Here is a 23,967-nt window from a genome sequence, read left to right on the forward strand (position 1 = left end):
ATAATTTCGTGATTTTATGTAAGCGCTGACCGGCGCGCATTCGCTACCAGTCTGGCAATAGGGCAGTGGGGGCTGCCTTGGACCAAAGTGGGTAGGTAGCAATGTCGAACGTCTCCGAAATCGATCCCTCCGTCTATGAATGGCAGGCCTGCTCGCTGGTCCTGCCCCGCTTCGGAAAGCTGCTCGATCGCACCGGCGTGCACACCAGGTGGCTTTCGCCCGGCAAATATTATGTTCGCAGGTCACGCTCGCTCGGCCAGCCTATCTACCGGCGTATTCACAGCTCGGCCGCCTAAACGTCTTCAGGGGTAGCGCGCGACGCCGACACGCGTCAGGATCGGCCTGAAGCATTCAGGGCCGAAGGGATTGCCGATCCGTGCGCGTCTTCGATTTCTCTTCGTGGCAGAGCATCGCCACCACGTTGTTCGGGCTCGCGCTGGTCACGCTGATCGGCGTCGGCATCCGGCTGATGGTCATGATGACGATCCAGCAACGCCGCGAACGGCTAAACCGCCAGATCAATGAACGGCTCCGCACGCTGATCGCGGCATACAAGACGCTGGGCGGATCCTTCACCGGTAACCTGATGGTCGATCCGCGGCATTTGCGGGACATCCGCCGCGATGGCGCGAATCAGGGCGCTGCGACTGAGCCGTTGACCGATGACGAAGGCGAACGGCAGGGCGGCGAGTCGGATCGGCCGCGGCGCATTCGCGATGCGGTCGAGGCGGCACTTTCCGATATCATTCTGCTCGGTACGGCCGATCAGGTGCGGCTTGCGGCGACGGCGGCGCGGGAGCTTTCGGATGGGCGCCCGGTCCATGTCCATGATCTGGTCGTGGCGCTGCGCGACTATATCCGCGATGCGCTCGATCTGGACGCGGTGCCGGCCGACGTCGCAATCCCGCTGCAAGGCCCGACGCGCCCGTCGGGCAGCGGGAGCAAGGGCAGTGGAGCCGGACGCAGCGGCGGGGATGGCAGCGGTGGCGGTCGCGGCGGCGGTGCGGGTGGCGGAGGTGGTATGGGCATGGCCGGCGGTCTCGGCCTTGCCGGCGGCATGGGCCTCGCGCGCAGCGCTCCCGACGAAGACGACGATCCCGCTGCCGGACAGCCCAAATCTTAACGCGTTAGCCTGATCGCGAATCCTGCGCTAAGGGGCCCGTCCATGACCGCCATGCGCTTCTTCTCGGACAACGCCGCAACAGTCCATCCCGCCGTGATGGAGGCGCTTGCCGCCGCCAACCATGTCGACACTGCCTATGACGGCGATGCGCTCAGCCAGTCGCTCGACGCGGCCTTTTCGGACCTGTTCGAAACCGACTGCGAAGTCGTGTGGATTTCGACCGGGACTGCGGCCAACAGCATCATCCTCGCGCATTTTGTTCGCCCTTGGCAGGGTATCCTCTGCTATGAGGAAGCGCATATCGAGGTCGACGAGTGCGGTGCCCCGACCTTCTACTCGGGCGGCGCGCAGCTGATGACGCTGCCCGGGCCGGGCGCGAAGATCGACACCGACGCACTGAAGGCGCGGATCGCAGGCATCCGCAAGGACGTCCACCAGATCCAGCCGGCGGCGATCAGCATCACCAACGCGACCGAATATGGCCTCGCCTGGCGTCCCGACGAAGTGCGCGAGATCAGCGCGATCGCCAGGGCGAGCGGACTGAAACTGCATATGGACGGTGCGCGCTTCGCCAATGCCGTCGCCTTCCTCGGCTGTTCGCCCGCCGATGTGACATGGCGCGCCGGCGTTGATGCGCTGTCGTTCGGTTTCACCAAAAATGGTGCGATGATGGCCGAGGCGCTCGTCTTCTTTGGCGGCAGCGGCGGCGCCGGTGTGCGCGAACTCAAGAAGCGCGGCGGCCACCTGCTCAGCAAGGGGCGCTTCGTCGCGGCGCAAATCCGCGCGATGCTGAAGGACGACCTCTGGCTCGCGAATGCGCGTGCGGCCAATGCGGGTGCGGCCGCGCTGGCTGCGGCGTGCGGTGACCGCCTGATGCATCCCGTCGAGGCGAACGAGCTGTTCGTCCGGATCAGCGCCGAGGAAGCGGCTGACCTCCGCGCCAAGGGTTTCGACTTCTACGACTGGGGCAGCGGCGCCGCGCGCCTCGTCGTCAGCTGGGATCAGGACGCGACCGCCGTGGCGCCGCTCGCGGCCGCCATCGCGGCGCTATGAGCGAGACGCAGCCGGGGCTGCTCAGTCCGCGCGTCCTTCTTCCTTTCGCGCTTGTGACGCTGATCTGGGGATCGACCTGGATCGTCATCAAGGGGCAGCTCGGCATCGTCCCGCCAAGCTGGTCGGTGACCTACCGCTTCGGCGTCGCGGCGATCGCCATGTTCGCGTTCGCCGCCGTCAGGCGCGAGAAGATCTGGCTCGAACCGCGCGCGATGGCCTTTGCGGTGTTGCTCGGCGTCGCGCAATTCACCTTCAACTTCAACTTCGTCTATCGCGCCGAGCAGCATATCACGTCGGGGCTGGTGGCGGTGCTGTTCGCACTGCTGATCGTGCCGAACACGCTCCTCGGGCGGCTGTTCCTCAAGACGCCGCTGGAAAAGCGTTTTCTTGCCGGCGCGGGAATCGCAATTATCGGGGTCGGGCTGATGATCCTGCACGAATATCGCGCCGCGGCGCTGGGCGCGGACGAGGTGATCCTCGGCACCGTGCTGACGCTGTCGGGCGTCTTCAGCGCCTCGACCGCCAATGTCATGCAGGGCACGCGGATCGCGCGCGCGCAGTCGATGGTGGTGATGATCGCCTGGGCGATGCTGTTCGGTGCGCTCGCCGATGGCAGCTATGCGTGGATTACTACGGGGCCGCCGGTGGTCGAGGCAACGCCCGCCTATCTCGGCGGCGTCCTCTATCTCGGCATCATCGCAAGCGCGGTGACCTTTCCGCTCTACTTCAACGTCATCCGCGCGGTGGGGCCGGGGCAGGCGGCGTGGTCGAGTGTGCTGATCCCGATCATCGCGATGGGCTTTTCGACGGTGTTCGAGGGTTACCACTGGGCGACGCTGTCGATCGCGGGCGGCATCGTGGCGCTGGTCGGACTGGTGATCGCGGTCGCCAAGCGGCCCGAGCGGCCTTCGGTCAGCGGCAATATGGTTTCGGTGCCGGTCGAACGCGAAAGCTAGTTGCCAAAGCTGTATTGTACTAATAATACAGCTTCATGAAAAAGCTCCTCGGTGCCCTCCTGCTCGCTGCCCTGCCGGCGACTCCGGCTTTCGCACAGGCGTGTACGCCCGGCACTTATGCCGCCGCTGACGGTGATTTCGTCGTGCTCGTGAAGAGCCCGGCGGTACCGGCTCCGGGACTGCGCTATCTGTTCCGCGATGGCCGGCGCGGCGCGTCGTCCGATACGACGGCACCGTTCTCGTGCGGCTCCGACAGCGTGACGGTGAACGGCAAGGCGTGGAAGCCGGTCGCCTTTCGCGAGACGCCCGCGACGTTCGACAGCGTTGCGACGAAGATGAATGGCATGCTGATCGAGCCGCCGGGCGCCCCCGACGCCAAGCGGCCGCTCGTCGTGATGGTGCATGGATCCGAGCGCACCTCGCCGATCGGCGGCGTCTATGGCTATGCGATGGCTGCTCAGGGAATTTCGGTCTTCGTCTATGACAAGCGCGGGACGGGTGGCTCCGAAGGCGAATATACCCAGAACTTCGAACTGCTCGCCGAGGATGCAGGGCACGCGCTCGATCAGGCGCGCAGCATGGCGAAGGGGCGTTTCGGCCGCGCGGGCTTCTTCGGCGGCAGCCAGGGCGGCTGGGTCGCGCCGCTCGCCGCGACGCGGACGAAGGCCGATTTCGTCGCGATCGGTTTCGGCCTCGTCGCCTCACCGATCGAGGAGGACCGCGAACAGATGGTGTCGGAAGTCCGCGCAGCCGGATTGGGTGACGACGCGGTTGCGCTGGTCAACCGGCTGTCGGCGGCGACGTCGCAGCTGCTGCTCTCCGAATTCCACACCGGTTACGACGCGCTCGACGCGGTCCGGCGCGACATGGCGGACAAGCCGTGGGCGGCGAAGATCGAGGGCGAATATAGCGGCGCGATTGCGCGGACGCCGAACGATGAGCTCAAGCGGATCGGGCGCGCGCGCGTCGACAATCTCGAGCTGATCTGGGACTATGACGCGGTCGCGGCGCTGAAGAAGCTCGATGCGCCGCTGCTCTGGGTTCTAGCCGGCGAGGATCGCGAAGCACCGATCGAAACGACGCGCGGCGCGCTGACGGGGCTTGCGAAAGCCGGCAAGCCGGTCGACGTCTATCTGTTCCCCGACACCGATCACGGCATGTTCGAGTTCACGACGAATGCGGACGGCTCGCGCAGCGTCACGCGCATCACCGACGGCTATCTGAAATTGCTCGGCGACTGGATCAAGGGCGATGTGCGCGGCTCCTATGGCCGCGCCGAGCATCTTACCCCGCGCTGATCCGTTCGATATCGGCGCCGACCGCCTGCAGCTTCTCCTCGAGCCGCTCATAGCCGCGGTCGAGGTGATAGACGCGGTTGACCTCGGTCTGACCTTGCGCCGCCAACCCTGCGATGATCAGGCTCATCGAGGCGCGAAGGTCGGTCGCCATCACCGGCGCGCCGACCAGATGGTCGACGCCGCGGACGATCGCGGTGCGACCCTTGACCTGGATATCGCAGCCCATGCGCGCAAGCTCGGGAACGTGCATGTAGCGGTTCTCGAAGATCGTCTCGGTGAACAGCGAGGCGCCGGTGCCGAGTGTCGCCATCGCCATGAACTGTGCCTGCATGTCGGTCGCGAAGCCCGGATAGGGGGCGGTCGACAGGGTGACGGGTTCTGCGCGACCCGACATGGCAACGCGGATGCCCGACTTGGTTTCCTCGACCGTCGCGCCGGCTTCGCGCAGTGCGGCGAGCGTCGCGTCCATCTCGTCGGCTTTCGCGCCCACAAGTTCGACATCACCCTCGGTGATCACTGCGGCGCAGGCATAGCTGCCCGCCTCGATGCGGTCGGCCATCACGCGATAGGTCGCGCCATGCAGGCGGTCGACGCCTTCGATGGTCAGCGTCTCGGTACCGATGCCGTCGATATGCGCGCCCATCGCGACCAGGCAGTTGCAGAGGTCGACGATCTCGGGCTCGCGCGCCGCATTTTCGAGGACGCAGGTGCCCTTGGCGAGGACTGCCGCCATGACGGCATTTTCGGTCGCGCCGACCGAGACGACGGGGAAGGTGAATTTGCCGCCGGCGAGGCGACCGCCGGGGGCGACCGCCTTCACATAGCCCGAGGCGAGCTCGATCTCGGCGCCGAAGGCTTCGAGGGCTTTGAGGTGCAGGTCGATCGGGCGGTTGCCGATCGCGCAGCCGCCGGGCAGCGACACCGTCGCTTCGCCCGCGCGCGCGAGCAGCGGTCCGAGCACGAGGATCGACGCGCGCATCTTGCGGACGATGTCATAGGGCGCGACGGTCGAGGTCAGCGTCGTCGCGCGCGCGGTCATCACGCGGCCGAAATCTTCGGGGCGCGAGCCTTCGATCGTCGTCGAGCAACCGAGCTGGTTGAGCAGATGGCCGAAGCCGTCGACGTCGGCGAGGCGCGGCAGGTTGCGAAGCGTCAGCGGCTCGTCGGTGAGCAGCGCGCACGGCAGCAAGGTCAGCGCCGCATTCTTCGCGCCGGAGATGGGAATACGGCCCTTGAGTCGCTGGCCGCCGCGAATGACGATTTGATCCATCGCGTTGCTTTAGCGCATGCGTGAAAGCGCGCAAGCGGGCGCGCTCGGCTTTCGCGGTGGCGCACCTCGTGAAAATGTGAAACACTTCGCGTCGATAGTCGAAGGAAATGAGGAACGTAGGGCACAGAGTTCAACAGGGGAGAAATAGCTATGCGAAATCCTGTCGTAACGGCGATTACCGCCGCATCGTTCGTCGCCAGCCAGCTTGCCGTCCCGGCCTTTGCCCAGACCACCTATCCCTATCCGCCGCCGACCGGTTCGACAGGCTATAATCAGGGCTGGGCTGGCACGATCCGTTGCGAATCCTACGGCAATCGCCAGCAACGCTGCAACGTCCGCACCGATAATCGCGTCGAACTTGTCCGCGTGATCGGCGGGCGCTGCTCGAAGGGACGCGACTGGGGCTTCGATGCCGACGGCATCTGGGTGTCGGGCGGCTGCCGCGCCGAGTTCCGTTATGGCTATGCCGGCGGCACCTATCCCGGCAATGATTTCGCCGGCACGCTGCGCTGCGAGTCGCGCAGCAACCGTTACGAGCAATGCGCGGTGCAGACGAATGGCCGCGTCGAACTCGTCCGCAAGATTGGCGGCAAATGCAATGCCGGACGGCAATGGGGCTATGGCGCCGACTATATCTGGGTCACGAACGGCTGCCGTGCCGAGTTCGGCTATGGCTATGCCAATCTGACTCCGCTGCCCGGACCCGAGCCCGAAAAGAAGAAAGGCCCGAGTACCGGGCTGATCATTGGCGGCATCGTCGTCGCGGGCGGGTTGCTTGCCTTGCTCGCCAGCAAGAAGAAAAAGTCCGACGGCACCGCTGACGAAACCCCGCCGCCAGCGTCGACGGGACCCGCCACGCTGAGCGCGAACCTCAGCGGTTTGCCGGGCGCGGCGCGGCCGTCGGTGCAGAATTGCATGAACGATGCGGCGCGGCAGATCGGCGCGACCGGGGGTACGAAGCTGTCGTACGACAAGCTCGTCTCGCTCGAGCAGGGCAATGGCGGATGGCGTATCCGCGCCGCGATGACCGCGACCTATCCGACCGGCGCGCAATCCATCGAAATGTATTGTCGCGCGACGCCGAGCGAGATCATCCAGCTCGATTTCAACTAGGGACCAGAAAACCGCCGCCCCCGCGCGAAGCAGGGGCGGCGAGTTAAGGGTCAGGCGAGTGCCTCTTCAACCTGACCGAGCCTGTCCTTTCCGAAGAATATCTCGTTGCCGACGAAGAAGGTCGGAATGCCGAACACCCCGCGCGCGACGGCGGCTTCGGTGTTGGCGACGAGCTTCGCCTTGATCTCGGGCTCCTGCGTGCGGGTGAGCAGCGCGGGGCCGTCGAAGCCGTTGGCCGACAGGAAGGTCGCGATCACCTCCGGGTCGTCCATCTTCAGGCCCTCTTCCCACATCGCGCGGTTCACCGCGTCGGCATAATCGTCGAGAATGCCCTCGTCGTTGGCGACGATCGCGCCGCGCATGATGGTGAGCGTGTTGACGGGGAAGTGCGGATTGAGACGGAACTTCGAGAGGCCGTGCTTTGCGATAAAGCGCCGCATCTCCAGATTTTCATAGGCGAGCTTCGCGGGCGCTTCGGCATATTGGACCATCGGCGCCTTGTTGCCCGTCGCCTTGAAGATGCCGCCGAGCAGGCAGGGTGTGATGACCAGATCGGCGCCGGTGCGGTCGAGCAATTCGGGTAGCACCTTCAGCGTCAGATAGGCGTTGGGGCTGCCGAAATCGAAAATGAGTTCGAGGGTTTTGCTCACCATTTCTCTCCCCAGGGACGAAGGTCGAGTTCGTGCGTCCACGCGCTTCTCGGCTGCTTGTAGAGCATCACATAATTGGCCGCGATGGCATCCGGATTGAGGATCAGGTCCTGCGCTTTCGCATTGTCGAAATCGGGGTGGCGGCCCTTGATGAATTCGGTGTCGATCGCGCCGTCGATGATCGTGTGCGCAACATGGATGCCCTTGGGCCCGAGCTCGCGCGCCATCGATTGCGCGAGCATGCGGAGGGCGCCCTTGGCACCCGAAAAGGCAGAGAAGCCGGATCCTCCACGCAAGGATGCGGTTGCGCCAGTGAAGAGGATCGTGCCCCGGCCGCGCGGGGCCATGCGCTTTGCCGCTTCGCGGCCCATCAGGAAGCCGCCGAGGCACGCCATTTCCCAGACCTTGGTGTAAACGCGCACCGTCGTCTCGGCGATCGGGAAGTTCACATTGGCGCCGATGTTGAACACCGCGACCTCGACCGGACCGACCTCAGCCTCGACCTGGTCGAAGAGCGCAATCATCGCCTCTTCGTCGCGCGCGTCGGCGGGGAAGGCACGCGCCTGATGGCCGTCGTCGCGGATCGACCGGGCGAGCGCTTCCAGTGCGTCGGCATTGCGTTCGCGGCGGTTGACGCAGGCGGTGAGGCCCTCGGCGGCAAAGGCGCGCGCAATCGCGCCGCCCGTGGCGTCGCCGGCTCCGATGATGACGGCTGCGGGACTGGGCATCGGCGACTCTCCTCTTGCACCGGATAGTAACTATGATAATCATAGTGACAAGGATTTTCTTCGGGAAGGTTTGAGCAGTGCCCAGACGCACGGATCTGTCGGACACCTTCTGCCCCGTCGGACGGTCGGCCGAACTGCTCGGCGACCGCGCGGTGCTGCTCATCCTGCGCGACCTGTTTTTCGGCCGACGCCGGTTCGAGGCGATCGCAGCGAACACCGGCCTTGGCCCCCAACTCGTGTCGGCTCGGCTGAAGCTTATGGAAAAGCAGGGGGTGGTCGAGCGCCATGCCTATCAGCCGCGGCCGCCGCGGTACGAATACAGGCTGACCGACAAGGGCAAGGATCTGTTCGGCGTGCTCTATGCGATGCGCGGTTGGGCCGAGCGCTGGGCCTATACCGACGGCGAAACCGGAGGCGGGCCCGCGATGCGCTATATCCACCGGGCATGCGGCACCGATGTCGGAACGGCGCTGGTCTGTCCGGGGTGCGGGGCGCCGCTGGGCTATGGCGACCTGAAGGGCGAGCCGTCGCCGGCGCTGAGGGCCGAGCAGGCGGCGCGGACGGGATAGACTGCAAGCCGTATTCTGATACGCTGTCGTCTCGATGCCGGGGAGGCGAGGTTGCGCGGTCGGTCATTTTTCAGCGTTGTCGCTTGCCTGGCCGTTGCGGTCCCGGTTCACGCCATCCCGCCGCCACAGCCGCCGCCCGATCCGGTGGCGGTGATCGAAGCCGATGCACTGGCCGATGAACTGATCGCCCTGAACGAAAGCGAATTGCGGCATCGGACGGGTTTCGCTGTTTCCCGGGAGGCGACGGGCTGGTTGCGGACGGCGCATCCCGAGATCAGTGACCCGACGGTTCTCCGCCAGTTCCATCTCGCCATTCTGGCGAGAGTGGACGCTGTTTGGCCGGAGGAGCGGTCAAATGTCAGGGTGACGCTGGCCAATCTGTATCGTCAGCTGATGTTGGCGACCGACCTTGCCGCCACGCGCGCCTTCATCGCCAGTCCGGCGGGGCAGAGTTTCGGACGGATGCTTGTGGGTGCCGACATTCACCTTCTCGACGATGCGGCGAGCGGCGTCCTGTACCGCCGGTTGTTTCCCGAATTGCCCGAGCTGCTTGCCGCGGCACAAAAGCCCGCGGCCGAATAGGGACTACGCCTTTTCGAGCGTGCATTGCAGCGGGTGCTGGTTCTGCCGCGCGGCGTCCATGACCTGGTTGACCTTGGTCTCGGCGACTTCGTAGCTGAACACGCCGCACACACCGACGCCCTGCTGGTGAACATGCAGCATCACCTGCGTCGCCTGTTCGATATCCATGTTGAAAAAGCGCTGGAGCACCATCACGACGAATTCCATCGGCGTATAGTCGTCGTTGAGCAGCAGCACCTTGTACATCGAGGGCTTTTTGGGCTTCGCGCGCGTGCGCGTCGCGATGCCGACGCCGGGCGTACCGGAAGCGTCTTCATCCTTGCCCGCCATGGCGCGGACGACGTGAGGGATCGAAGCGGGAAGCATCATTATCGGGAATATCGCAAGCCGGGGCGGAATCGCAAGAGGGCGGGGAGGTATTAACCCCCTTTTCGTTGGGGCAGAAAGCAAGAACCGCCCGCTTCCGGTGGAAGCGAGCGGTCTTGGATGTCGGCGCGGACGGGGAGAGGAGGGGGAAGCCCGCGCCAACGGGAAGATGGAAAGCCTTAGGCTGCCTTCATCTTCGAGGTGATGACCGAAACGCGGTTCGAGATCGGCGCGAAGCTGTCGTTCGTCAGCTTGACGACGAGTTCGCTGGTCTTCGAGGTCTGCGCAACAGCGGCGTCGAACGCCTTCTTGCTGTTTTCGGCATAGAGCTTCAGGAATTCGGCCGGCGACTTGACGGCGGTGTAGCCCTTCAGCGCGGCCGAGGTGTCTTCGAAGCTCTTCCGAGCGTAGGCGACCCCTTCTTGGCCGAGGGTTTCGATGCCCTTGGCAGCGATCTTGCCGGCTTCGACGAGCGCTTCGACGTTCGCCTTGTTGAATTCGACGGCTTCTTCAGCGAGCTTGCTCGACTTCGCGAGAGCTTCCTTCGAACGCGCCTGGAAATCGGCGGTCAGGGTTTCGGCGCGGGTCTTGGCTTCGTCGGCGAACTTCTTGACGGTGTCGTTCATGGTCTTGAATCCTTTGGTGACGACGGCGGCCGGCTTCGGCGCGACCTTCGTGGGCTTGGGGGCAATGGTCTTTGCAGCCGCCTTCTTGGGGGCGGCCTTTTTCGCTGCCGGCTTTGCGGCTTTCTTTTGGACCGGCTTGGCTTTCGCCGCGACAGTCTTGGTCTTCACGGGTGCTGCCGGAGCAGCAACCACCGGAGCGGCAGGAGCGGCCACCGGCTTGGCGGCGGTTTCCAGCGTCGCGGCTTCGAAAGCCTTTTCGGCACTATCCATCTTGGTAGCCATCGGGACAACTCCTTTATGTTGCAGTGCACAATATAGGAGTGGATCGGCGATTTCAAGGAAAAAATTGTGCAGCGCACAAAAATTGTCGGAACGTCGTCCCCGAAGCGGTATATTCGCTAGATATTACCGCTGTTTGACATAGCGGCCGGGCGCGTCCTCGATCGCCTTTTTAGCGCCCTTTCCGGGGATTCGCGAGCCCTTGGCGGGCGTCCTTGCGCCATCCTGTGCCGAAATCCAGCCGATCCAGTGCGGCCACCAGCTGCCCTTGGTCTCGCTTGCGCCCGCAACAAAATCGTCGAGCGTCGCGGCATCATTGTCGCCGGTCCAATATTGATATTTGCCCGCAGCAGGAGGATTGACCACGCCCGCGATATGACCGGATCCCGCAAGCAGGAAGGTCTTCGGCCCCGCCAGATGGTCCATCAGGCGCCATACGCTGGCGAGCGGCGCGATATGGTCCTCGCGGCCGGCCTGGATGTAGGCGGGCGTCCTGATCTTCTTCAGGTCGATCGGGGTGCCCATCACCGACAGGCTGTTCGGGATCACCATGCGGTTGTCGCGATAGAGGTCGATCAGATATTGCCGGTGCCACTTGGCGGGCAGGTTGGTGGTGTCGCCGTTCCAATAGAGGAGGTCGAACGGCGGATAGTCGTTGCCGAGCAGATAATTGCCGACGACATAATTCCAGATGAGGTCGCGGCCGCGCAGGCTGTTGAAGGTCGCGGCCATATAGCGTCCGTCTAGGAATCCGCCCGCCGACAATTGCTGCAGCAGGGTGAGGTAGCTGTCGTCGACGAACATCTTGAGGTCGCCGGCCAGCTCGAAATCGACCTGTGCGGTGAAGAAGGTCACCGACTTGACCTTGTCGGCCTCGCCCTGCGCGGCGAGCATCGCGAGCGTCGCGGCGAGGGTGGTGCCGGCGACGCAATAGCCGATCGTGTGAACCGAAGGGACGTCGAGCAGTTCGCGCACCGTGTCGATCGCATCGACCTGCGCCGCGATATAATCGTCCCAGATGATCTCGCTCATAGAGGCGTCGGCCGACTTCCATGACACCATGAAGACGGTAAGGCCCTGCTCGACCGCCCATTTGACGAAGCTTTTCGCCGGGTTGAGATCGAGGATATAGAAACGGTTGATCCACGGCGGGAAGATGACGAGCGGGACCTTGAAGACGTCCTTCGTCGCCGGCTCATACTGGATGAGCTGGTAAAGGTCGGTTTCGTGGACCACCTTGCCCGGGGTGGTGGCGATGTTCACGCCGACCTCGAATGCGTCGGGATCGACGTGGCTGAGCTGCCCGCGCGACAGGTCGGTCAACATATGCTTCAAACCTTTGAGCAGGCTTTCGCCGCGCGTCTCGACCGCGCGTTTGATCACTTGCGGATTGGTGATCGCGAGGTTCGAGGGCGACAGCGCCTCGGCCATATTCTTCGCGGCGAACTCCATTTTCGCACGCGCATGCTCGTCGAGCCCCTGCATCGTCCGCGTCGTCGTCAGCAATTGCTCGGTGAGCAGGCCATAGGTCTGGCGGATCAGCGCGAAGACGGGGTTTGCGGTCCAGTCAGGATCGGCGAAGCGCTTGTCCTGCGGCGCGTCGGCGGCCGGAGCGAAGGGCGGCTGCAGCGTCGCCATCGACGTCCAGAAGGCGACGCCTTGCTCCCACATTTTTGCCGATTGTTCGGTCCAGGCCTGCGTCGTCGGATTCTGTAACCAGCTTGCAGGGTCGAACAGGCCCGCGGCGGCGCTGTTCCCCTGGTTCGCCTGACCCAGCGCATAGTCGAGCATCATCTGCTGCGCGCGGCCCATGACGCTGGCCCAATGCTGCAGATCGTCGGGTGACGGCATGAAGGGGTTCGGCGCTTCGGTCGTGTCGTTTTTGCCCGTATCGCTCATGCTCGTTCCTGCTGGTCAGTGCGGATATTATGCCTATAACGAGCCGCGAAGCGGCTGGCGAGGCTGCCGCTCGCGTCAACCTGTCCACAACGAAAAGGAGTTGTTCTAGTTTCCCATGTCCGAAGATGAATTCTATCGCATCAAGCGCCTGCCGCCCTATGTCATCGCTGAAGTCAATGCGATGCGTGCGGCCGCCCGCGCCGCGGGAGAGGACATCATCGACCTGGGGATGGGCAACCCAGACCTGCCGCCGCCGCAGCATGTGATCGACAAATTGTGCGAGGTTGCGGCGAAGCCCGACGCGCACGGCTATTCGCAATCGAAGGGCATCCCGGGGCTTCGCCGCGCGCAAGCGAATTATTACGCGCGCCGCTTCAACGTCGAACTCGATCCCGAGAGCGAGGTCGTGGTGACGATGGGGTCGAAGGAGGGGCTCGCGAGCCTCGCGACCGCGATCACCGGCCCCGGCGACGTCGTGCTGGCGCCGAACCCCAGCTATCCGATCCACACCTTCGGCTTCATCATCGCCGGCGCGACGATCCGCAGCGTGCCGACGACGCCCGACGAGAATTACTGGCGCGCGCTCGACCGCGCGATGGCCTTCACCGTCCCGCGTCCGTCGATCCTTGTCGTCAATTACCCGTCTAACCCGACCGCCGAAGCCGTCGACCTGGCTTTCTACGAACGCCTCGTCGCCTGGGCGAAGGAGAACAAGGTCTGGGTGCTGAGCGACCTTGCCTATTCGGAGCTCTATTACGACGGCAACCCCACCCCCTCGATCCTGCAGGTGCCGGGCGCGAAGGATGTCGCGATCGAATTCACCTCGATGTCGAAGACCTATTCGATGGCGGGCTGGCGCATGGGCTTTGCGGTCGGCAACAAGCGGCTGATCGCGGCGATGACGCGCGTGAAATCCTACCTCGACTATGGCGCCTTCACCCCCATTCAGGCCGCCGCCTGCGCGGCGCTCAACGGGCCGCAGGACATCGTCCAGAAAAACCGCGAACTCTATCAGAAACGCCGCGACGTCATGGTCGAAAGCTTCGCCCGCGCCGGCTGGGATATCCCGAGCCCGCCCGCGTCGATGTTCGCCTGGGCACCGCTACCGCCCGCGCTCAAGGAAATGGGCAGCCTCGAATTTTCGAAGCAGCTCCTGACCCACGCCAAGGTCGCGGTCGCACCCGGCGTCGGCTATGGCGAGGACGGCGAAGGCTATGTCCGCATCGCGATGGTCGAGAATGAGCAGCGCATCCGTCAGGCCGCGCGCAACGTCCGCAAGTTCCTGCAGATGCACGGCGTGAACACGCCGTCGGTCGCGGCGGGCGGCTAATGGCCTCCGGCCTCGGCGCCATTGCCGAGACGATCCAGCTGTCGGTCACGCCGGTATTCCTGCTGGTGGCTACCGGCAGCCTGCTCAACGTCTTTACCGGCCGGCTTGCGCGGGTGGTCGACCGCTCGCGCCGGCTGATGGAGCTCTGGGCCGAGACCGAGGGAGCGGAGCATGAGCGCGTCGTTGCCGAACTGCGCGTCGTCGACCGTCGCATCGATGTGATCAACAATTCGATCGCCGCGGCGGTCGCGTGCGGCATCGTCGTTTGCCTGCTCGTCGCGCTGCTGTTCACCCAAGCGGTAGCGGGCTTTGACCTCGGGCTCGCCGCGGCTTGGGTTTTTGCGGTCGCGATGCTGCTGCTGCTGGTGTCGCTGGTCCTGTTCCTGATCGAGGTCAGACTGGCGATCCGCACGATTCACGTGCCGATGGAATTGCTCGAACTCGAGGAAATGGGCTGGAAGAAGCGGCAGAGCCGCCGCTGATCATTGCGGCCTGTACGTCGGCGCGACCCGTTTCCTGCTGGCCTGCTCATAGGCATATCCCGCCGCCAGCACGTCGGCGTCGCTCCATTTCGGTCCGATGATCGACAGGCCGATCGGCAGGCCTTCGACCGCGCCCATCGGCACCGTGAGGTGCGGATAGCCCGCGACCGCGGGCATCTGGCTGACGCTGGGGCCCGTATAATGGTCGCCGTTGACGAGGTCGGTTGTCCACGCCGGGCCGTTGGTGACGCCGACGAGGAAATCGGCCTTATTCTCCGCGAGTAGCCGGTCGATGCCTTCGGGTCCGGCGAGCCGCGCCGCCTTGGCTTTCGCTTCGCGATAGGCAGGGCTGTCGAGGCCGCCCTTCGTCTCGGCCAGTTCGAACAGTGACTGGTCGAACCAGCGCAGCTCCTCGGGATGCGCCTTGTTGAACGCGATCAGGTCGCCAAGCGTCTTGGGGCCATCCTTGGCGGGGCGCGAAGCGAGATAGGTCGCCATGTCCGCCTTCAACTCGGTCATCAGGACTTCGAGCTCGGCGGCGCCGAGTTCGTCCTGGCCCGATTTGCTATCCTTGATCTCGACGATCGTCGCGCCCGCGCCCTCCATCGCCTTCAGCGCCGCATCGAACAGCGCCGCGATGTCCGCGCGGCCGCCGATGCGGTCGCGCAGCACGCCGATCTTCTTGCCCTTCAGCGCGTCGGGCGAGAGTTTCGCCGCATAGTCGGTCTTTCGCGCATCGGCTTCGGCGGTCGCCGGATCGGCGGGATCGCTGCCCGCGATAACGCCGAGCAGCGCCGCCGCGTCGCGCACGGTCAGCGCCATCGGCCCGGCGGTGTCCTGACTGTGGCTGATCGGCACGATGAAGGTGCGGCTGACGAGGCCCACCGTCGGCTTGAACCCGACGATGCCGTTGATCGCGGCGGGGCAGGTGATCGACCCGTCGGTCTCGGTCCCGATCGCCAGCGGAGCAAGGCTCGCCGCGACCGCGGCGCCGCTGCCCGACGACGAGCCGCAGGCGTTGCGGTTCAGCGCGTGCGGATTCTTCGTCAGCCCTCCGACCGCGCTCCAGCCGCTCGTTGAATCGCCCGAACGGATATTCGCCCATTCGCTGAGGTTCGTCTTGCCGAGGATCACCGCGCCCGCCTCGCGCAGACGCGCGACGATCGGCGCATCGCGGCCGGTGACATTGTCCTTGAGCGCGAGGCTCCCCGCCGTTGTCGGCAGCGGACCCTTCGCCTCGATATTGTCCTTGATCAGCACCGGGATGCCGTGGAGCGGACCGCGGACCTTGCCGGCCTGACGTTCCTGCCACAGGCGCTTCGCCTCGCTCTCCGCGTCGGGGAAGGTGGCGATGACGGCATCGAGCTTGGGCCCGTAATCGTCGATCTTCAGGATGCGGTCGAGATAGAGGGTCGTGAGCAGTTCGTCGTACATCGACCCCTGCGTCATCTCGGCCTGCAGTGTTGCGGCGTCCTTGTCCTCGACCGGCGGCAGCGGCGGCGGCATCGCCGCGGCGGGGGCCAGCGCGAGGAGCGACACGGCGGCGGCGAGGAAAATTTTCTGCATGGTCGCAGGCTGGCAGCCGTAGCGGCAATTGCAAGCGCCTTGTTCCGGCTCGCCGCGGCGGCGTTGACAGGCTGCGCCGCGGTCTGCACCTTGCCCGTTCGGGAGAGAAAAATGACGGATAAACCTGCCCTTGCCGCCGGCATCGGCTCGCCGCCCTCCGACAGCGTTGCCGCGCACACGCGGACGATGCTGTGGATCCTGCTCGTCGTCTATATCTTCAACTTTCTCGACCGGCAGATCGTCAACATCCTCGCCGAGCCGATCAAACGCGATCTGCATTTGACCGATACCGAACTCGGCCTGCTTGCCGGACCCGCCTTCGCGGTCTTTTACGCGCTGCTCGGCATTCCGATCGCGCGCTATGCCGACAAGGCGGGATCGAACCGCGTCCGGCTGATCTCGCTGTCGCTCGCGATCTGGTCCGCGATGACTGCGATGTGCGGGCTTGCGCAGAATTTCGTGCAGCTGCTGTTCGCGCGCATCGGCGTCGGGATCGGCGAGGCCGGCTGCACGCCCGCCGCGCATTCGCTCATTGCGGACAGCGTCGCGCCCGAAAAGCGCTCGTCGGCGATCGCCTTCTACGGGCTTGGCGTGCCGATCGGGTCGCTGCTCGGGCTGATCATCGGCGGGGTCGTCAACGATCTCTATGGCTGGCGCGTTGCACTGATGCTCGTCGGCGCGCCGGGATTGCTGCTCGCACTCGTCGTCCTCTTTTTCATGCGCGAACCGCGCCATCTGCGATCCGTCGAGGTCACCACTGCAGAGGCTCCCGCTCGGCTGTCGACCGGCGAAGCGATGCGCGAAATCTTCGCCTCGCGCGCTTTCGTCTATATCCTGATCGCGTCGTCGGTCGTTGCTTTCCTCGGCTATGGCAAGGCGCTGTGGACGATCAGCTTCTTCATTCGGAGCCACGGGCTTTCGACGACCGAGGCGGGGCTGTCGATGGCGGTCGTGCTGGGCCTCGCTGGCGTGTTCGGCACGTGGCTCGGCGGCAAGATGGCCGACAAGTTCGGGCCGCGCGACAAGCGCCACATCCTGACCTTCCCCGCCTATGGCATGGCGGTCGCGGCGCCGATCCTGTTCCTCGGCTATTATATGGAGGACTGGCGCGTCGCGGTCGCGCTGCTGATCATTCCCACGATCCTCAACTCCGCCTATTACGGTCCAGCTTATGCTTGTGTTCAGGGGCTGGTCCGCCCGCAAGCGCGCGCGGTCGCGGCGTCGATCATGCTGTTCGGGCAGAATCTGATCGGGCTGGGGTTCGGGCCATTCCTGTTCGGCGTGCTGTCGGACCAGCTCGCGCCGACCTATGGGCAGGAGAGCGTGCGCTACGTCCTCTATGGCGCGGCATGGCTCGGGTTGATCCCCGCTTTCTTCTTCTGGCGCGCGAGCCTGCGTCTCGGCCGCGAACTCAAATCGGGTTAATAGGGCGGGGCCTGTTTTTCGCGCTGCGCCTGCGCGGCGTCGATCCACCAGCCAAGATCGTCGGCGAAGCGCGGGAACGCCTTTTCAAGCCGCCCGCCGTCGTCTCCCGTCAGCTTGCCGTCGGCGTCGAACGCGCCGCCGATCCGTGCAAGCGACAACGGCGTCGAGGTGACCACCATTCCCAGCACCGCGAGCGTGCTGCGCCACGCCGTCGCGGATTTGATCCCCGCAAAGGGACCGGCCGAGTAGGACGCGATCGCCGCCGGTCGCCAGTAATATTGTTCGAGGAAATGGTCGGTCAGATTCTTGAGTCCCGGCTGCAGCCCGCCGTTATATTCGCCCGCGACAAAGACGAAGCCGTCGGCGGCCGCGATCCGCGCGGCAAGCTCGGCCATCGCGGCCGGCGCTTCGCCGTCCCTGTAATCGCTGAACCGGCGATCGAGGATCGGCAGGTCGACGACTTTGGCATCGATCAGTTCGGCATTGTCGCCGCGCGCCTGTAGCGCTTCGACGATCCAGCGTGCGAGTTTGATGCCCTGACGGTCGCGGCGATAGCTGCCGTAAAAGACCAGGATATCGCGGGCCATATTTGCTCCTTCAGGGACGAATGGTGATGGGGGTGCCGTCGGGAACGGCATCCCACAGTTGTTTGATCTCGGTGTTCGACAGCGCGATGCAGCCGTCGGTCCAGTCGCGCGCGATCGTCGGGCCGATCCACGCGTTCGGCTGACCGTGGATGAAGATGTCGCCGCCGGGCGACCGCCCGCGTGCCTTTGCATAGGCGCGGTCGACCGCGTTGGGATAGGAAATGCGCAGCGACAGGTGATAGGCGCTCTTCGGATTGCGGCCGCTGATCGTGTAGCTGCCCTCGGGGGTCTTTTCGTCGCCCTCGAAACGCTTGTGCCCGACCGGCGCGTCGCCGAGGCGGATATGGGTATAGCGGAGGACCTCGCGGCTTCCCGAATAGCCGATGAGGACGCGGTCGCTCTTGTCGACGAGCAGGCGACCGATCTTCGTCCCGGCGGGCAGCGGCTGCGATTGCGCCGACCCGCAAGCCGACAACAGGAGAAGGAACAGGGTGGGAACGAAGCGCATCGCGCCACCATAGGGCATCGCCGCGCATGGACAAGGCCGCGGCCTGCGCTAAGCTGACCCCGGGAAGAGGGGGACAATATGCGGATCTATCGCACGCCGGACGCGCGCTTCGAGGGGCTGCCCGACTGGCCGTACAAGCCGAACTATCTGGAGATCGCGGACGGGCTGCGGGTTCATTATGTCGATGAGGGGCCGGTCGATGCGCAGCCGGTGCTGATGCTGCATGGCGAGCCGACGTGGGCCTATCTCTACCGTCACATGATCGGCCCGGCCGTAAGTTCGGGCTTTCGCGTGGTCGCGCCCGACCTGATCGGCTTCGGCCGCTCGGACAAGCCGCTCGATCGCTCCGACTATAGCTACGCTGCGCAAGTCGCATGGATGCGGCAATGGATCGAAGCGCTCGATCTGAAAAACATGATCCTCGCGTGCCAGGACTGGGGTTCGCTGATCGGCCTACGTCTCGTCGCCGAAATGCCCGGGCGCTTCGCGGGCGTAGCGCTGTCGAACGGTGGGCTTCCCGAAGGCCAGGCGGCGCCGCGCGCCTTCGCGATCTGGCGCGCCTTCTCGCGCTACAGTCCGGTGTTTCCGATCGGCAAGATTGTCAAGGCGGGAGCGAAGCGCGAACTCAGCGCCGAAGAAATCGCGGCCTATGACGCGCCCTTTCCGACGCGGGCGTCGAAGGTTGCCGCGCGTGTCTATCCGTCGTTCGTGCCGCTCGGCGACAATGTTGCGGTGCCCGACCAGAAGCGCGCGTGGGCGGCGCTGGAGAAATTCAACGAGCCGTTCCTCTGCTGCTTCTCCGACGGCGATCCGATCACCCGCGGCGGCGATGCGCTGTTTACGGCACGCGTTCCCGGAGCCTCGCGTGTCGCCCATCGCACACTGAAGGGCGGCCATTTCATCCAGGAGGACGATCCCGAAGGCTTCGTTGCGGCGATCCGCGCGGTCGCAGCCGCAAGACCCTAGGCGGCGGCACGGCGGCGCGAGGCGACGAGGCGCAACGCCGCCGCACCGACAAGCAGCATCGCGGGCGGCAGGTAAAGCGGATTTATGGCCGCGCGGCCGCCATAGCTGACCATGAAGATCAGCCAGATATACCAGACGCCGGCCTTGTGCAGCCGCTGCCAGTTGCGCGCTCCGAGCGCGCGAACCGCGCCGTTCCACGACGTCGCGGCAAGCAGCGCGATGAAGACATAGGCGATGCCGCCCCCGATGATCGTGCGCATCGGCGGGGGCGGCGTCTCTCCGCCATAAACACCAAACAGCCACAGGATCGCGATCAGGTGGACAAGATGCGAGAAGGCAAAGCCCAGCCCCAGCCAGCGGCGGTTGCGGATCATCCATCGCGTCGTCGGGGCGGGCCACAGGCGCGCCAGCGAACTGGCGGCGAATGCAGCGAGGAAGATCAGGAGCGAACTGCGCGCGGTCGCGCGGATCAGCATTCGCGTGCCGTCGATACCCGTGCCCGCTACAGCGACAATGATTGCGCTCATCGCGAGCAGCGCGGCGATCAGCACGAACAGCAACCGCTCGTCTTCGGCCCAGCCGGTTCTTCTGGTCGTCATCGGCCCCCTCCCACAGAGCCGCTATAGCGTGGGGAGGGGCAGGCCGGCTAGTCGCTGAACGGGTCGCGGATCAGGATCGTGTCTTCGCGCTCGGGACTGGTCGACACGAGTGCGATCGGGGTCTCGATCAATTCCTGCACGCGCTGGATATATTTGATCGCCTGCGCCGGCAGGTCGGCATAGCTGCGCGCGCCCGCGGTCGATTCGTGCCAGCCGTCCATTTCCTCGTAAATCGGTTCGACCTCGGCCTGATCGGCGGCGTGGGAGGGGAAATAGTCGAGGATCTTGCCGCGCAGGCGATAGCCGGTGCAGATGCGGATCGTGTCGAACCCGTCGAGCACGTCGAGCTTGGTGAGCGCGATGCCGGTGACCCCCGACACGGCGCAGCTCTGGCGCACGAGCACCGCGTCGAACCAGCCGCAGCGGCGCTTGCGCCCGGTGACGGTGCCGAATTCATGCCCGCGCTCGCCGAGCCGCTGGCCGATCTCGTCCTCGAGCTCGGTCGGGAAGGGGCCGCTGCCGACGCGCGTCGTATAGGCCTTGGCGATGCCGAGGACGAAGCCGACCGCGCTCGGGCCGAGGCCCGAGCCAGAGGCGGCGGTGCCGCTGACGGTGTTCGAGCTGGTGACGAAGGGATAGGTGCCGTGATCGACGTCGAGGAGCACGCCCTGCGCGCCCTCGAACAGGATGCGCGCGCCGGCCTTGCGGACCTTCTTGAGGCGCTTCCAGACGGGCTGGGCATATTCGAGCACGAAGTCGGCGATTTCGGACAGGTCGGCGATCAGCCGCTCGCGGTCGATCGGCGGCTCGCCGAAACCGGCGCGCAGCGCGTCGTGGTGTGCGGTCAGGCGGTCGAGCTGCGGATCGAGCTTGTCGAGGTGCGCGAGGTCGCAGACGCGGATCGCGCGGCGGCCGACCTTGTCTTCATAGGCGGGGCCGATGCCGCGGCCGGTGGTACCGATCTTGCCCGCGCCTGCAGCCGTTTCGCGCAGCGCGTCGAGATCGCGGTGGAAGGGCAGGATCAGCGCGCAATTGTCGGCGATTGCGAAATTGTCGGCGTTGATCTCGACGCCCTGGCCGCGCAGCTTTGCCATCTCGTCGCGCAGAGCCCAGGGATCGAGGACGACGCCGTTGCCGATGATCGACAGCGTGCCGGTTACGATGCCCGAGGGGAGCAGCGACAGCTTGTACACCTGTTCGCCGACGACGAGCGTGTGGCCGGCGTTGTGGCCGCCCTGAAAGCGGACGACTGCGTCGGCACGGCTTGCGAGCCAGTCGACGATCTTGCCCTTGCCCTCGTCGCCCCACTGCGACCCGATGACGGTGACATTTGCCATGATGCTGTCCTGCTGAACCGGGCCAAAAACGACCAGTGCGGGCCCGGCGCGGCCTTAGCGGATTTGGCCGGAGAGGCAACCCAAAGCGGGATGATTTTGCGACAATTGCGGGCAAGATCGGGTGTGCCGGGACAGCGGAGACGGACGATGATGAAACGAGACTGGTTGGGATATGCCGCAGTGGCGGCCTTTGCGGCGGCGAGCGTGACGGTGTCTGCGCCCTTTGCCGACGCGCGCGAGCGGATGCGCGACCGGTTGCGCGAACGCATGGCCGAACGCATGGGCGCTGACGAGGGGCCGAAGGCGCCCGGCAGCGAGACGATTTCCTATGGCAGCAACCCGCTGCAAACCCTTGATGTGTGGCGCGCGAAGGATGCGGAGGGGCCGGCGCCGCTGGTCGTCTTCGTCCACGGAGGCGGCTGGAAGCGCGGCAGCAAGGACAATGCGACCGGCCAGTTCAAACCCGAGCATTATCCGGGCGAGGGCTATGCCTTCGCATCGATCAACTACCGCCTCGTTCCCGACGCAACGGTCGAGCAGCAGGCGGCCGACGTCGCGAGCGCGGTCAAGGCGCTGGTCGACCGCGCGGCCGCGCTGGGCATCGACCGGCGGCGGATCGTGCTGATGGGACACAGCGCGGGGGCGCATCTGGTCGCCGTGGTCGGGGCCGACGAGACATATCTGCGCGCCGCGGGGCTGAGTTTCGCCGATATCGCCGGCGTGATCCCGATCGACGGCGCGGCCTATGACGTGCCGGCGCAGATGAAGGACGGGCCGCAGATCATGCAGGCGACATACAAGCAGGCATTCGGTACCGATCCGGCGCGCCAGAAGGCGCTGTCGCCGACATTACAGGCGGGAGCGCCCAATGTGCCGCAATTCCTCCTGCTCCACGTACAGCGCCCCGACGGGGTGCGGCAGGCCGAGGCGCTGGAGAAGGCGCTGGTGGCGGGCGGGAGCAAGGTCGAACGCGGGAGCTTCCCGGGCGAGGGCTTGCAGGGCCATGCCGAGATCAACCGCCGGTTGGGAGATCCGGCCTATGCGCCCACCGCGACGGTCGACGCGTGGTTGAAGCGGGTGTTCGCACGCTGATCGTTGCGGTAAGCATCGGGGTATGACCAGCCCCGACGCGCCCTATCATGCGCATATCTATTATGATCCCGCCGAGCGGCCCGCCGCCGTCGCGCTCCGCGATGCGTTCGGCGCCGATCCCGCGATCCTGTTCGTCGGGGCGTTGACCGACCGCGCGGCGGGGCCGCATCCGATTGCGCAATATGAGGTGCACTTTCTGGCCGGCCATCGGCCTGCGGTCGTCGCGGCGATCGAGGCAACGGGGCTGCGTGCGCTCGTTCATCCGCTCACCGACGACGATCTCGCCGATCATACCAGCCTTGCGCACTGGATCGGCGAACCGGTCGAGCTCGACGTGACCGTGCTCGATCCGCCGGGCGTCAACCAGGGGATTCCGCGTTTCGGGATTTCGGATTTTTAGGCTTCGAAGGGTCCGTCGGGGCCGAGGATGAATCCGCAGCCGAGGCGCTTTGCGTCCTCGTCTTCGGTCAGCGCCGCGACCGTCTGCCATCCGTCGGCGCGCAGGCTCGATGCGAGCGCGGGATCATGGCCGAGCGGCAGGAAGATGCGGCGTTCGGCCTCGTCCTCGGCGCCGAGGCCATCGTCGATCAGCGGGTCGGGGTAGAGCGAGAAACCGACGGCGGGCTCTTCCTGACTGTCGCCGACCGGGATCGCATAGCCGCCGCCGCGGCCGATCGCGTCGCCCTGACCGGGGACGAAGATCTGGAAGCCGAACCAGCTCTGGTAGGCGAAGCCGTGGCGCTCGGTGGGATCGAGGGTCAGATTGACGCGGCCGCGGATCGGCGCCGCGATTTCTTCCAGTGCGTCGATGCGGCTGGTGAGCACGCCAGCTTTGTCGAAAGCGCGCAGGTCGGCGATGGCGCGGTCGAACGGGCCGGTCGCGCGGAGCAAGGGCAGATAGGCCCCGGCGCCGATGCGGACGAGTGCGCCGGCGTCCTTCGCATCGAGTTCGTCGCGCAGGCTTTCAATATCGGCGGCGACCGGCAGCGGTCCGTTTGCAAGCAGACCGACCGCATCGGGCAAGGTGAAATCAATCGTGACGTCGCCGATCCCGGCCGCATCGAGCGCCTCGATCGCGACGGTGACGATCTCGCGCGCGGCGGCGACGCTGTCGCTGCCGATCAGCTCGGCGCCGACCTGCAGCATTTCGCGCGCGGGGCGAAGCTGGCTGGCGCGGAGCTTGACGATCTGGCCGGCATAGCAGAGCCGCAGCGGGCGCGGCGCCTTGGCGAGCAGTGAGGTGGCGATGCGGCCAACCTGCCGCGTGATGTCGGGACGCAGCGCGAGGGTCCGCTGCGACACCGGATCGGTGAAGCGCAAGAGGTCGCGGGCGCTGCGATCGTCATCGGTGCCGAGCGTCTCGCGAAACTCGGCGAGCGGGGGCGAGACGCGGCCATAGCCGTGCGAGCGCATCGCATCGACGAGCGCGCGGGTGACGCGCGAGGCGGCCTCGGCCTGCGCGGGCAGGCGGTCGCGGAGGCCTTCGGGCAGCAGGGCAGGGGCCTTGGTCATCGATTGCGGCCTTAGAAGGGTGGCGGGAGCGTTTCAACCGCTCCCGCCGGA

General features: G+C 65.6%; 26 protein-coding genes. 14 read left to right on the forward strand and 12 right to left on the reverse strand.

Annotation, left to right across the window (positions count from 1 at the left end; all coding sequences use genetic code 11):
- The first annotated feature begins 101 nt into the window (after positions 1 to 101).
- The 5 genes from L7H23_RS15905 (at position 102) to L7H23_RS15925 (ending at position 4,430) form a co-directional block, all read left to right on the forward strand.
- Complete coding sequence (locus tag L7H23_RS15905) at positions 102 to 296, forward strand: hypothetical protein (protein ID WP_237836841.1); 195 nt, start codon at positions 102 to 104, stop codon at positions 294 to 296.
- A gap of 80 nt (positions 297 to 376) precedes the next feature.
- Complete coding sequence (locus L7H23_RS15910; RefSeq protein WP_237836842.1) at positions 377 to 1,123, forward strand: hypothetical protein; 747 nt, start codon at positions 377 to 379, stop codon at positions 1,121 to 1,123.
- A 51-nt stretch (positions 1,124 to 1,174) separates the two neighbouring features.
- Positions 1,175 to 2,176, forward strand: a complete 1,002-nt coding sequence (locus L7H23_RS15915; protein WP_237839282.1) for a beta-eliminating lyase-related protein — start codon at positions 1,175 to 1,177, stop codon at positions 2,174 to 2,176.
- A complete protein-coding gene (locus tag L7H23_RS15920; RefSeq protein WP_237836843.1) occupies positions 2,173 to 3,132 on the forward strand; it encodes a DMT family transporter in 960 nt (319 codons plus the stop codon). Before L7H23_RS15915 ends, L7H23_RS15920 begins: the two co-directional genes overlap by 4 nt.
- Positions 3,133 to 3,167: 35 nt before the next feature.
- Positions 3,168 to 4,430 carry an alpha/beta hydrolase gene (locus tag L7H23_RS15925; protein WP_237836844.1) on the forward strand — a complete coding sequence of 421 codons (1,263 nt, stop codon included), beginning with the start codon at positions 3,168 to 3,170 and terminating at the stop codon, positions 4,428 to 4,430.
- Here L7H23_RS15925 and murA read toward each other — a convergent pair.
- On the reverse strand, positions 4,417 to 5,700 hold the full coding sequence (murA, locus tag L7H23_RS15930; protein WP_237836845.1) for a UDP-N-acetylglucosamine 1-carboxyvinyltransferase: 1,284 nt from the start codon (positions 5,698 to 5,700) through the stop codon (positions 4,417 to 4,419). The two genes, L7H23_RS15925 and murA, sit on opposite strands and share 14 nt — an antisense overlap.
- 150 nt (positions 5,701 to 5,850) lie before the next feature.
- Between murA and L7H23_RS15935 the strand changes: the two genes are divergently transcribed.
- Entirely contained in the window at positions 5,851 to 6,813 is a 963-nt protein-coding gene (locus L7H23_RS15935; RefSeq protein ID WP_237836846.1) for a DUF3011 domain-containing protein, read from the forward strand.
- 50 nt (positions 6,814 to 6,863) lie between these two features.
- Here the strand turns inward: L7H23_RS15935 and L7H23_RS15940 are convergent, their stop codons facing one another.
- Positions 6,864 to 7,466: a 2-hydroxychromene-2-carboxylate isomerase gene (locus L7H23_RS15940; RefSeq protein ID WP_237836847.1), complete on the reverse strand. Its 603-nt coding sequence runs from the start codon at positions 7,464 to 7,466 to the stop codon at positions 6,864 to 6,866.
- Complete coding sequence (locus L7H23_RS15945) at positions 7,460 to 8,191, reverse strand: SDR family oxidoreductase (RefSeq protein ID WP_237836848.1); 732 nt, start codon at positions 8,189 to 8,191, stop codon at positions 7,460 to 7,462. Before L7H23_RS15945 ends, L7H23_RS15940 begins: the two co-directional genes overlap by 7 nt.
- Before the next feature lie 77 nt (positions 8,192 to 8,268).
- Between L7H23_RS15945 and L7H23_RS15950 the strand changes: the two genes are divergently transcribed.
- Together L7H23_RS15950 and L7H23_RS15955 are read left to right on the forward strand one after the other, a co-directional pair.
- Positions 8,269 to 8,760, forward strand: a complete 492-nt coding sequence (locus tag L7H23_RS15950; protein WP_237836849.1) for a helix-turn-helix domain-containing protein — start codon at positions 8,269 to 8,271, stop codon at positions 8,758 to 8,760.
- Positions 8,761 to 8,910: 150 nt separating this feature from the next.
- Entirely contained in the window at positions 8,911 to 9,342 is a 432-nt protein-coding gene (locus L7H23_RS15955; protein WP_237836850.1) for a hypothetical protein, read from the forward strand.
- Positions 9,343 to 9,345: 3 nt separating this feature from the next.
- On the opposite strand, the gene clpS is transcribed toward L7H23_RS15955, so the two are convergent.
- The 3 genes from clpS to phaC form a co-directional block, all read right to left on the reverse strand.
- Positions 9,346 to 9,672 (reverse strand): ATP-dependent Clp protease adapter ClpS, encoded by a 327-nt coding sequence (gene clpS, locus L7H23_RS15960; protein ID WP_237839283.1) that lies wholly within the window; start codon positions 9,670 to 9,672, stop codon positions 9,346 to 9,348.
- 215 nt (positions 9,673 to 9,887) lie between these two features.
- Entirely contained in the window at positions 9,888 to 10,616 is a 729-nt protein-coding gene (locus L7H23_RS15965; RefSeq protein WP_237836851.1) for a phasin family protein, read from the reverse strand.
- Between the two features lie 123 nt (positions 10,617 to 10,739).
- Entirely contained in the window at positions 10,740 to 12,512 is a 1,773-nt protein-coding gene (gene phaC / locus L7H23_RS15970; protein WP_237836852.1) for a class I poly(R)-hydroxyalkanoic acid synthase, read from the reverse strand.
- 115 nt (positions 12,513 to 12,627) lie between these two features.
- Here phaC and L7H23_RS15975 point away from each other — a divergent pair, with 115 nt between their 5' ends.
- Together L7H23_RS15975 and L7H23_RS15980 are read left to right on the forward strand one after the other, a co-directional pair.
- Positions 12,628 to 13,842, forward strand: a complete 1,215-nt coding sequence (locus tag L7H23_RS15975; protein ID WP_237836853.1) for an LL-diaminopimelate aminotransferase — start codon at positions 12,628 to 12,630, stop codon at positions 13,840 to 13,842.
- Positions 13,842 to 14,324: a DUF2721 domain-containing protein gene (locus tag L7H23_RS15980; protein WP_237836854.1), complete on the forward strand. Its 483-nt coding sequence runs from the start codon at positions 13,842 to 13,844 to the stop codon at positions 14,322 to 14,324. The genes L7H23_RS15975 and L7H23_RS15980 overlap by 1 nt, the downstream gene beginning before the upstream one ends.
- Here the strand turns inward: L7H23_RS15980 and L7H23_RS15985 are convergent, their stop codons facing one another.
- Entirely contained in the window at positions 14,325 to 15,890 is a 1,566-nt protein-coding gene (locus L7H23_RS15985) for an amidase (protein ID WP_237836855.1), read from the reverse strand.
- Positions 15,891 to 16,001: 111 nt separating this feature from the next.
- Between L7H23_RS15985 and L7H23_RS15990 the strand changes: the two genes are divergently transcribed.
- Entirely contained in the window at positions 16,002 to 17,315 is a 1,314-nt protein-coding gene (locus L7H23_RS15990) for an MFS transporter (protein ID WP_237836856.1), read from the forward strand.
- Here the strand turns inward: L7H23_RS15990 and L7H23_RS15995 are convergent.
- Together L7H23_RS15995 and L7H23_RS16000 are read right to left on the reverse strand one after the other, a co-directional pair.
- Positions 17,312 to 17,902 carry an NADPH-dependent FMN reductase gene (locus L7H23_RS15995; protein ID WP_237836857.1) on the reverse strand — a complete coding sequence of 197 codons (591 nt, stop codon included), beginning with the start codon at positions 17,900 to 17,902 and terminating at the stop codon, positions 17,312 to 17,314. The two genes, L7H23_RS15990 and L7H23_RS15995, sit on opposite strands and share 4 nt — an antisense overlap.
- A 10-nt stretch (positions 17,903 to 17,912) precedes the next feature.
- A complete protein-coding gene (locus L7H23_RS16000) occupies positions 17,913 to 18,410 on the reverse strand; it encodes a L,D-transpeptidase family protein (protein WP_237836858.1) in 498 nt (165 codons plus the stop codon).
- A gap of 78 nt (positions 18,411 to 18,488) precedes the next feature.
- Between L7H23_RS16000 and L7H23_RS16005 the strand changes: the two genes are divergently transcribed.
- Positions 18,489 to 19,376 carry a haloalkane dehalogenase gene (locus L7H23_RS16005; protein WP_237836859.1) on the forward strand — a complete coding sequence of 296 codons (888 nt, stop codon included), beginning with the start codon at positions 18,489 to 18,491 and terminating at the stop codon, positions 19,374 to 19,376.
- On the opposite strand, the gene L7H23_RS16010 is transcribed toward L7H23_RS16005, so the two are convergent.
- Both L7H23_RS16010 and L7H23_RS16015 read right to left on the reverse strand, forming a co-directional pair.
- Positions 19,373 to 19,975 carry a ferric reductase-like transmembrane domain-containing protein gene (locus L7H23_RS16010; RefSeq protein ID WP_237836860.1) on the reverse strand — a complete coding sequence of 201 codons (603 nt, stop codon included), beginning with the start codon at positions 19,973 to 19,975 and terminating at the stop codon, positions 19,373 to 19,375. The genes L7H23_RS16005 and L7H23_RS16010 overlap by 4 nt on opposite strands.
- Before the next feature lie 47 nt (positions 19,976 to 20,022).
- Positions 20,023 to 21,312: an adenylosuccinate synthase gene (locus L7H23_RS16015; RefSeq protein ID WP_237836861.1), complete on the reverse strand. Its 1,290-nt coding sequence runs from the start codon at positions 21,310 to 21,312 to the stop codon at positions 20,023 to 20,025.
- Between the two features lie 147 nt (positions 21,313 to 21,459).
- Here L7H23_RS16015 and L7H23_RS16020 point away from each other — a divergent pair, with 147 nt between their 5' ends.
- The gene (locus L7H23_RS16020; RefSeq protein ID WP_237836862.1) at positions 21,460 to 22,404 is read left to right on the forward strand and encodes an alpha/beta hydrolase; all 945 of its coding nucleotides are present in this window, start codon (positions 21,460 to 21,462) and stop codon (positions 22,402 to 22,404) included.
- Positions 22,405 to 22,426: 22 nt separating this feature from the next.
- Positions 22,427 to 22,804 carry a DOPA 4,5-dioxygenase family protein gene (locus tag L7H23_RS16025; protein WP_237836863.1) on the forward strand — a complete coding sequence of 126 codons (378 nt, stop codon included), beginning with the start codon at positions 22,427 to 22,429 and terminating at the stop codon, positions 22,802 to 22,804.
- Here the strand turns inward: L7H23_RS16025 and L7H23_RS16030 are convergent.
- Positions 22,801 to 23,916, reverse strand: coding sequence for an ATP phosphoribosyltransferase regulatory subunit (locus tag L7H23_RS16030; protein WP_237836864.1), 1,116 nt, complete (start codon positions 23,914 to 23,916; stop codon positions 22,801 to 22,803). The genes L7H23_RS16025 and L7H23_RS16030 overlap by 4 nt on opposite strands.
- Positions 23,917 to 23,967: the final 51 nt, after the last annotated feature.

Source organism: Sphingopyxis sp. BSN-002, from assembly GCF_022024275.1.
Lineage (GTDB): Bacteria > Pseudomonadota > Alphaproteobacteria > Sphingomonadales > Sphingomonadaceae > Sphingopyxis.

Excerpts from the sequence above, each read along its gene's own strand:
- L7H23_RS15975 (WP_237836853.1), top strand. The coding sequence starts at position 12,628 with ATGTCCGAAGATGAATTCTATCGCATCAAGCGCCTGCCGCCCTATGTC.
- L7H23_RS16030 (WP_237836864.1), bottom strand. The coding sequence starts at position 23,916 with ATGACCAAGGCCCCTGCCCTGCTGCCCGAAGGCCTCCGCGACCGCCTG.
- L7H23_RS15905 (WP_237836841.1), top strand. The coding sequence starts at position 102 with ATGTCGAACGTCTCCGAAATCGATCCCTCCGTCTATGAATGGCAGGCC.
- clpS (WP_237839283.1), bottom strand. The coding sequence starts at position 9,672 with ATGGCGGGCAAGGATGAAGACGCTTCCGGTACGCCCGGCGTCGGCATC.
- L7H23_RS15965 (WP_237836851.1), bottom strand. The coding sequence starts at position 10,616 with ATGGCTACCAAGATGGATAGTGCCGAAAAGGCTTTCGAAGCCGCGACG.
- L7H23_RS15995 (WP_237836857.1), bottom strand. The coding sequence starts at position 17,902 with ATGGCCCGCGATATCCTGGTCTTTTACGGCAGCTATCGCCGCGACCGT.
- L7H23_RS15980 (WP_237836854.1), top strand. The coding sequence starts at position 13,842 with ATGGCCTCCGGCCTCGGCGCCATTGCCGAGACGATCCAGCTGTCGGTC.
- L7H23_RS16020 (WP_237836862.1), top strand. The coding sequence starts at position 21,460 with ATGATGAAACGAGACTGGTTGGGATATGCCGCAGTGGCGGCCTTTGCG.
- murA (WP_237836845.1), bottom strand. The coding sequence starts at position 5,700 with ATGGATCAAATCGTCATTCGCGGCGGCCAGCGACTCAAGGGCCGTATT.
- L7H23_RS15990 (WP_237836856.1), top strand. The coding sequence starts at position 16,002 with ATGACGGATAAACCTGCCCTTGCCGCCGGCATCGGCTCGCCGCCCTCC.
- L7H23_RS15920 (WP_237836843.1), top strand. The coding sequence starts at position 2,173 with ATGAGCGAGACGCAGCCGGGGCTGCTCAGTCCGCGCGTCCTTCTTCCT.
- L7H23_RS15940 (WP_237836847.1), bottom strand. The coding sequence starts at position 7,466 with ATGGTGAGCAAAACCCTCGAACTCATTTTCGATTTCGGCAGCCCCAAC.
- L7H23_RS15925 (WP_237836844.1), top strand. The coding sequence starts at position 3,168 with ATGAAAAAGCTCCTCGGTGCCCTCCTGCTCGCTGCCCTGCCGGCGACT.
- L7H23_RS15985 (WP_237836855.1), bottom strand. The coding sequence starts at position 15,890 with ATGCAGAAAATTTTCCTCGCCGCCGCCGTGTCGCTCCTCGCGCTGGCC.
- L7H23_RS15915 (WP_237839282.1), top strand. The coding sequence starts at position 1,175 with ATGCGCTTCTTCTCGGACAACGCCGCAACAGTCCATCCCGCCGTGATG.
- L7H23_RS16010 (WP_237836860.1), bottom strand. The coding sequence starts at position 19,975 with ATGACGACCAGAAGAACCGGCTGGGCCGAAGACGAGCGGTTGCTGTTC.
- L7H23_RS16025 (WP_237836863.1), top strand. The coding sequence starts at position 22,427 with ATGACCAGCCCCGACGCGCCCTATCATGCGCATATCTATTATGATCCC.
- L7H23_RS16005 (WP_237836859.1), top strand. The coding sequence starts at position 18,489 with ATGCGGATCTATCGCACGCCGGACGCGCGCTTCGAGGGGCTGCCCGAC.
- L7H23_RS16000 (WP_237836858.1), bottom strand. The coding sequence starts at position 18,410 with ATGCGCTTCGTTCCCACCCTGTTCCTTCTCCTGTTGTCGGCTTGCGGG.
- L7H23_RS15945 (WP_237836848.1), bottom strand. The coding sequence starts at position 8,191 with ATGCCCAGTCCCGCAGCCGTCATCATCGGAGCCGGCGACGCCACGGGC.
- phaC (WP_237836852.1), bottom strand. The coding sequence starts at position 12,512 with ATGAGCGATACGGGCAAAAACGACACGACCGAAGCGCCGAACCCCTTC.
- L7H23_RS15935 (WP_237836846.1), top strand. The coding sequence starts at position 5,851 with ATGCGAAATCCTGTCGTAACGGCGATTACCGCCGCATCGTTCGTCGCC.
- L7H23_RS16015 (WP_237836861.1), bottom strand. The coding sequence starts at position 21,312 with ATGGCAAATGTCACCGTCATCGGGTCGCAGTGGGGCGACGAGGGCAAG.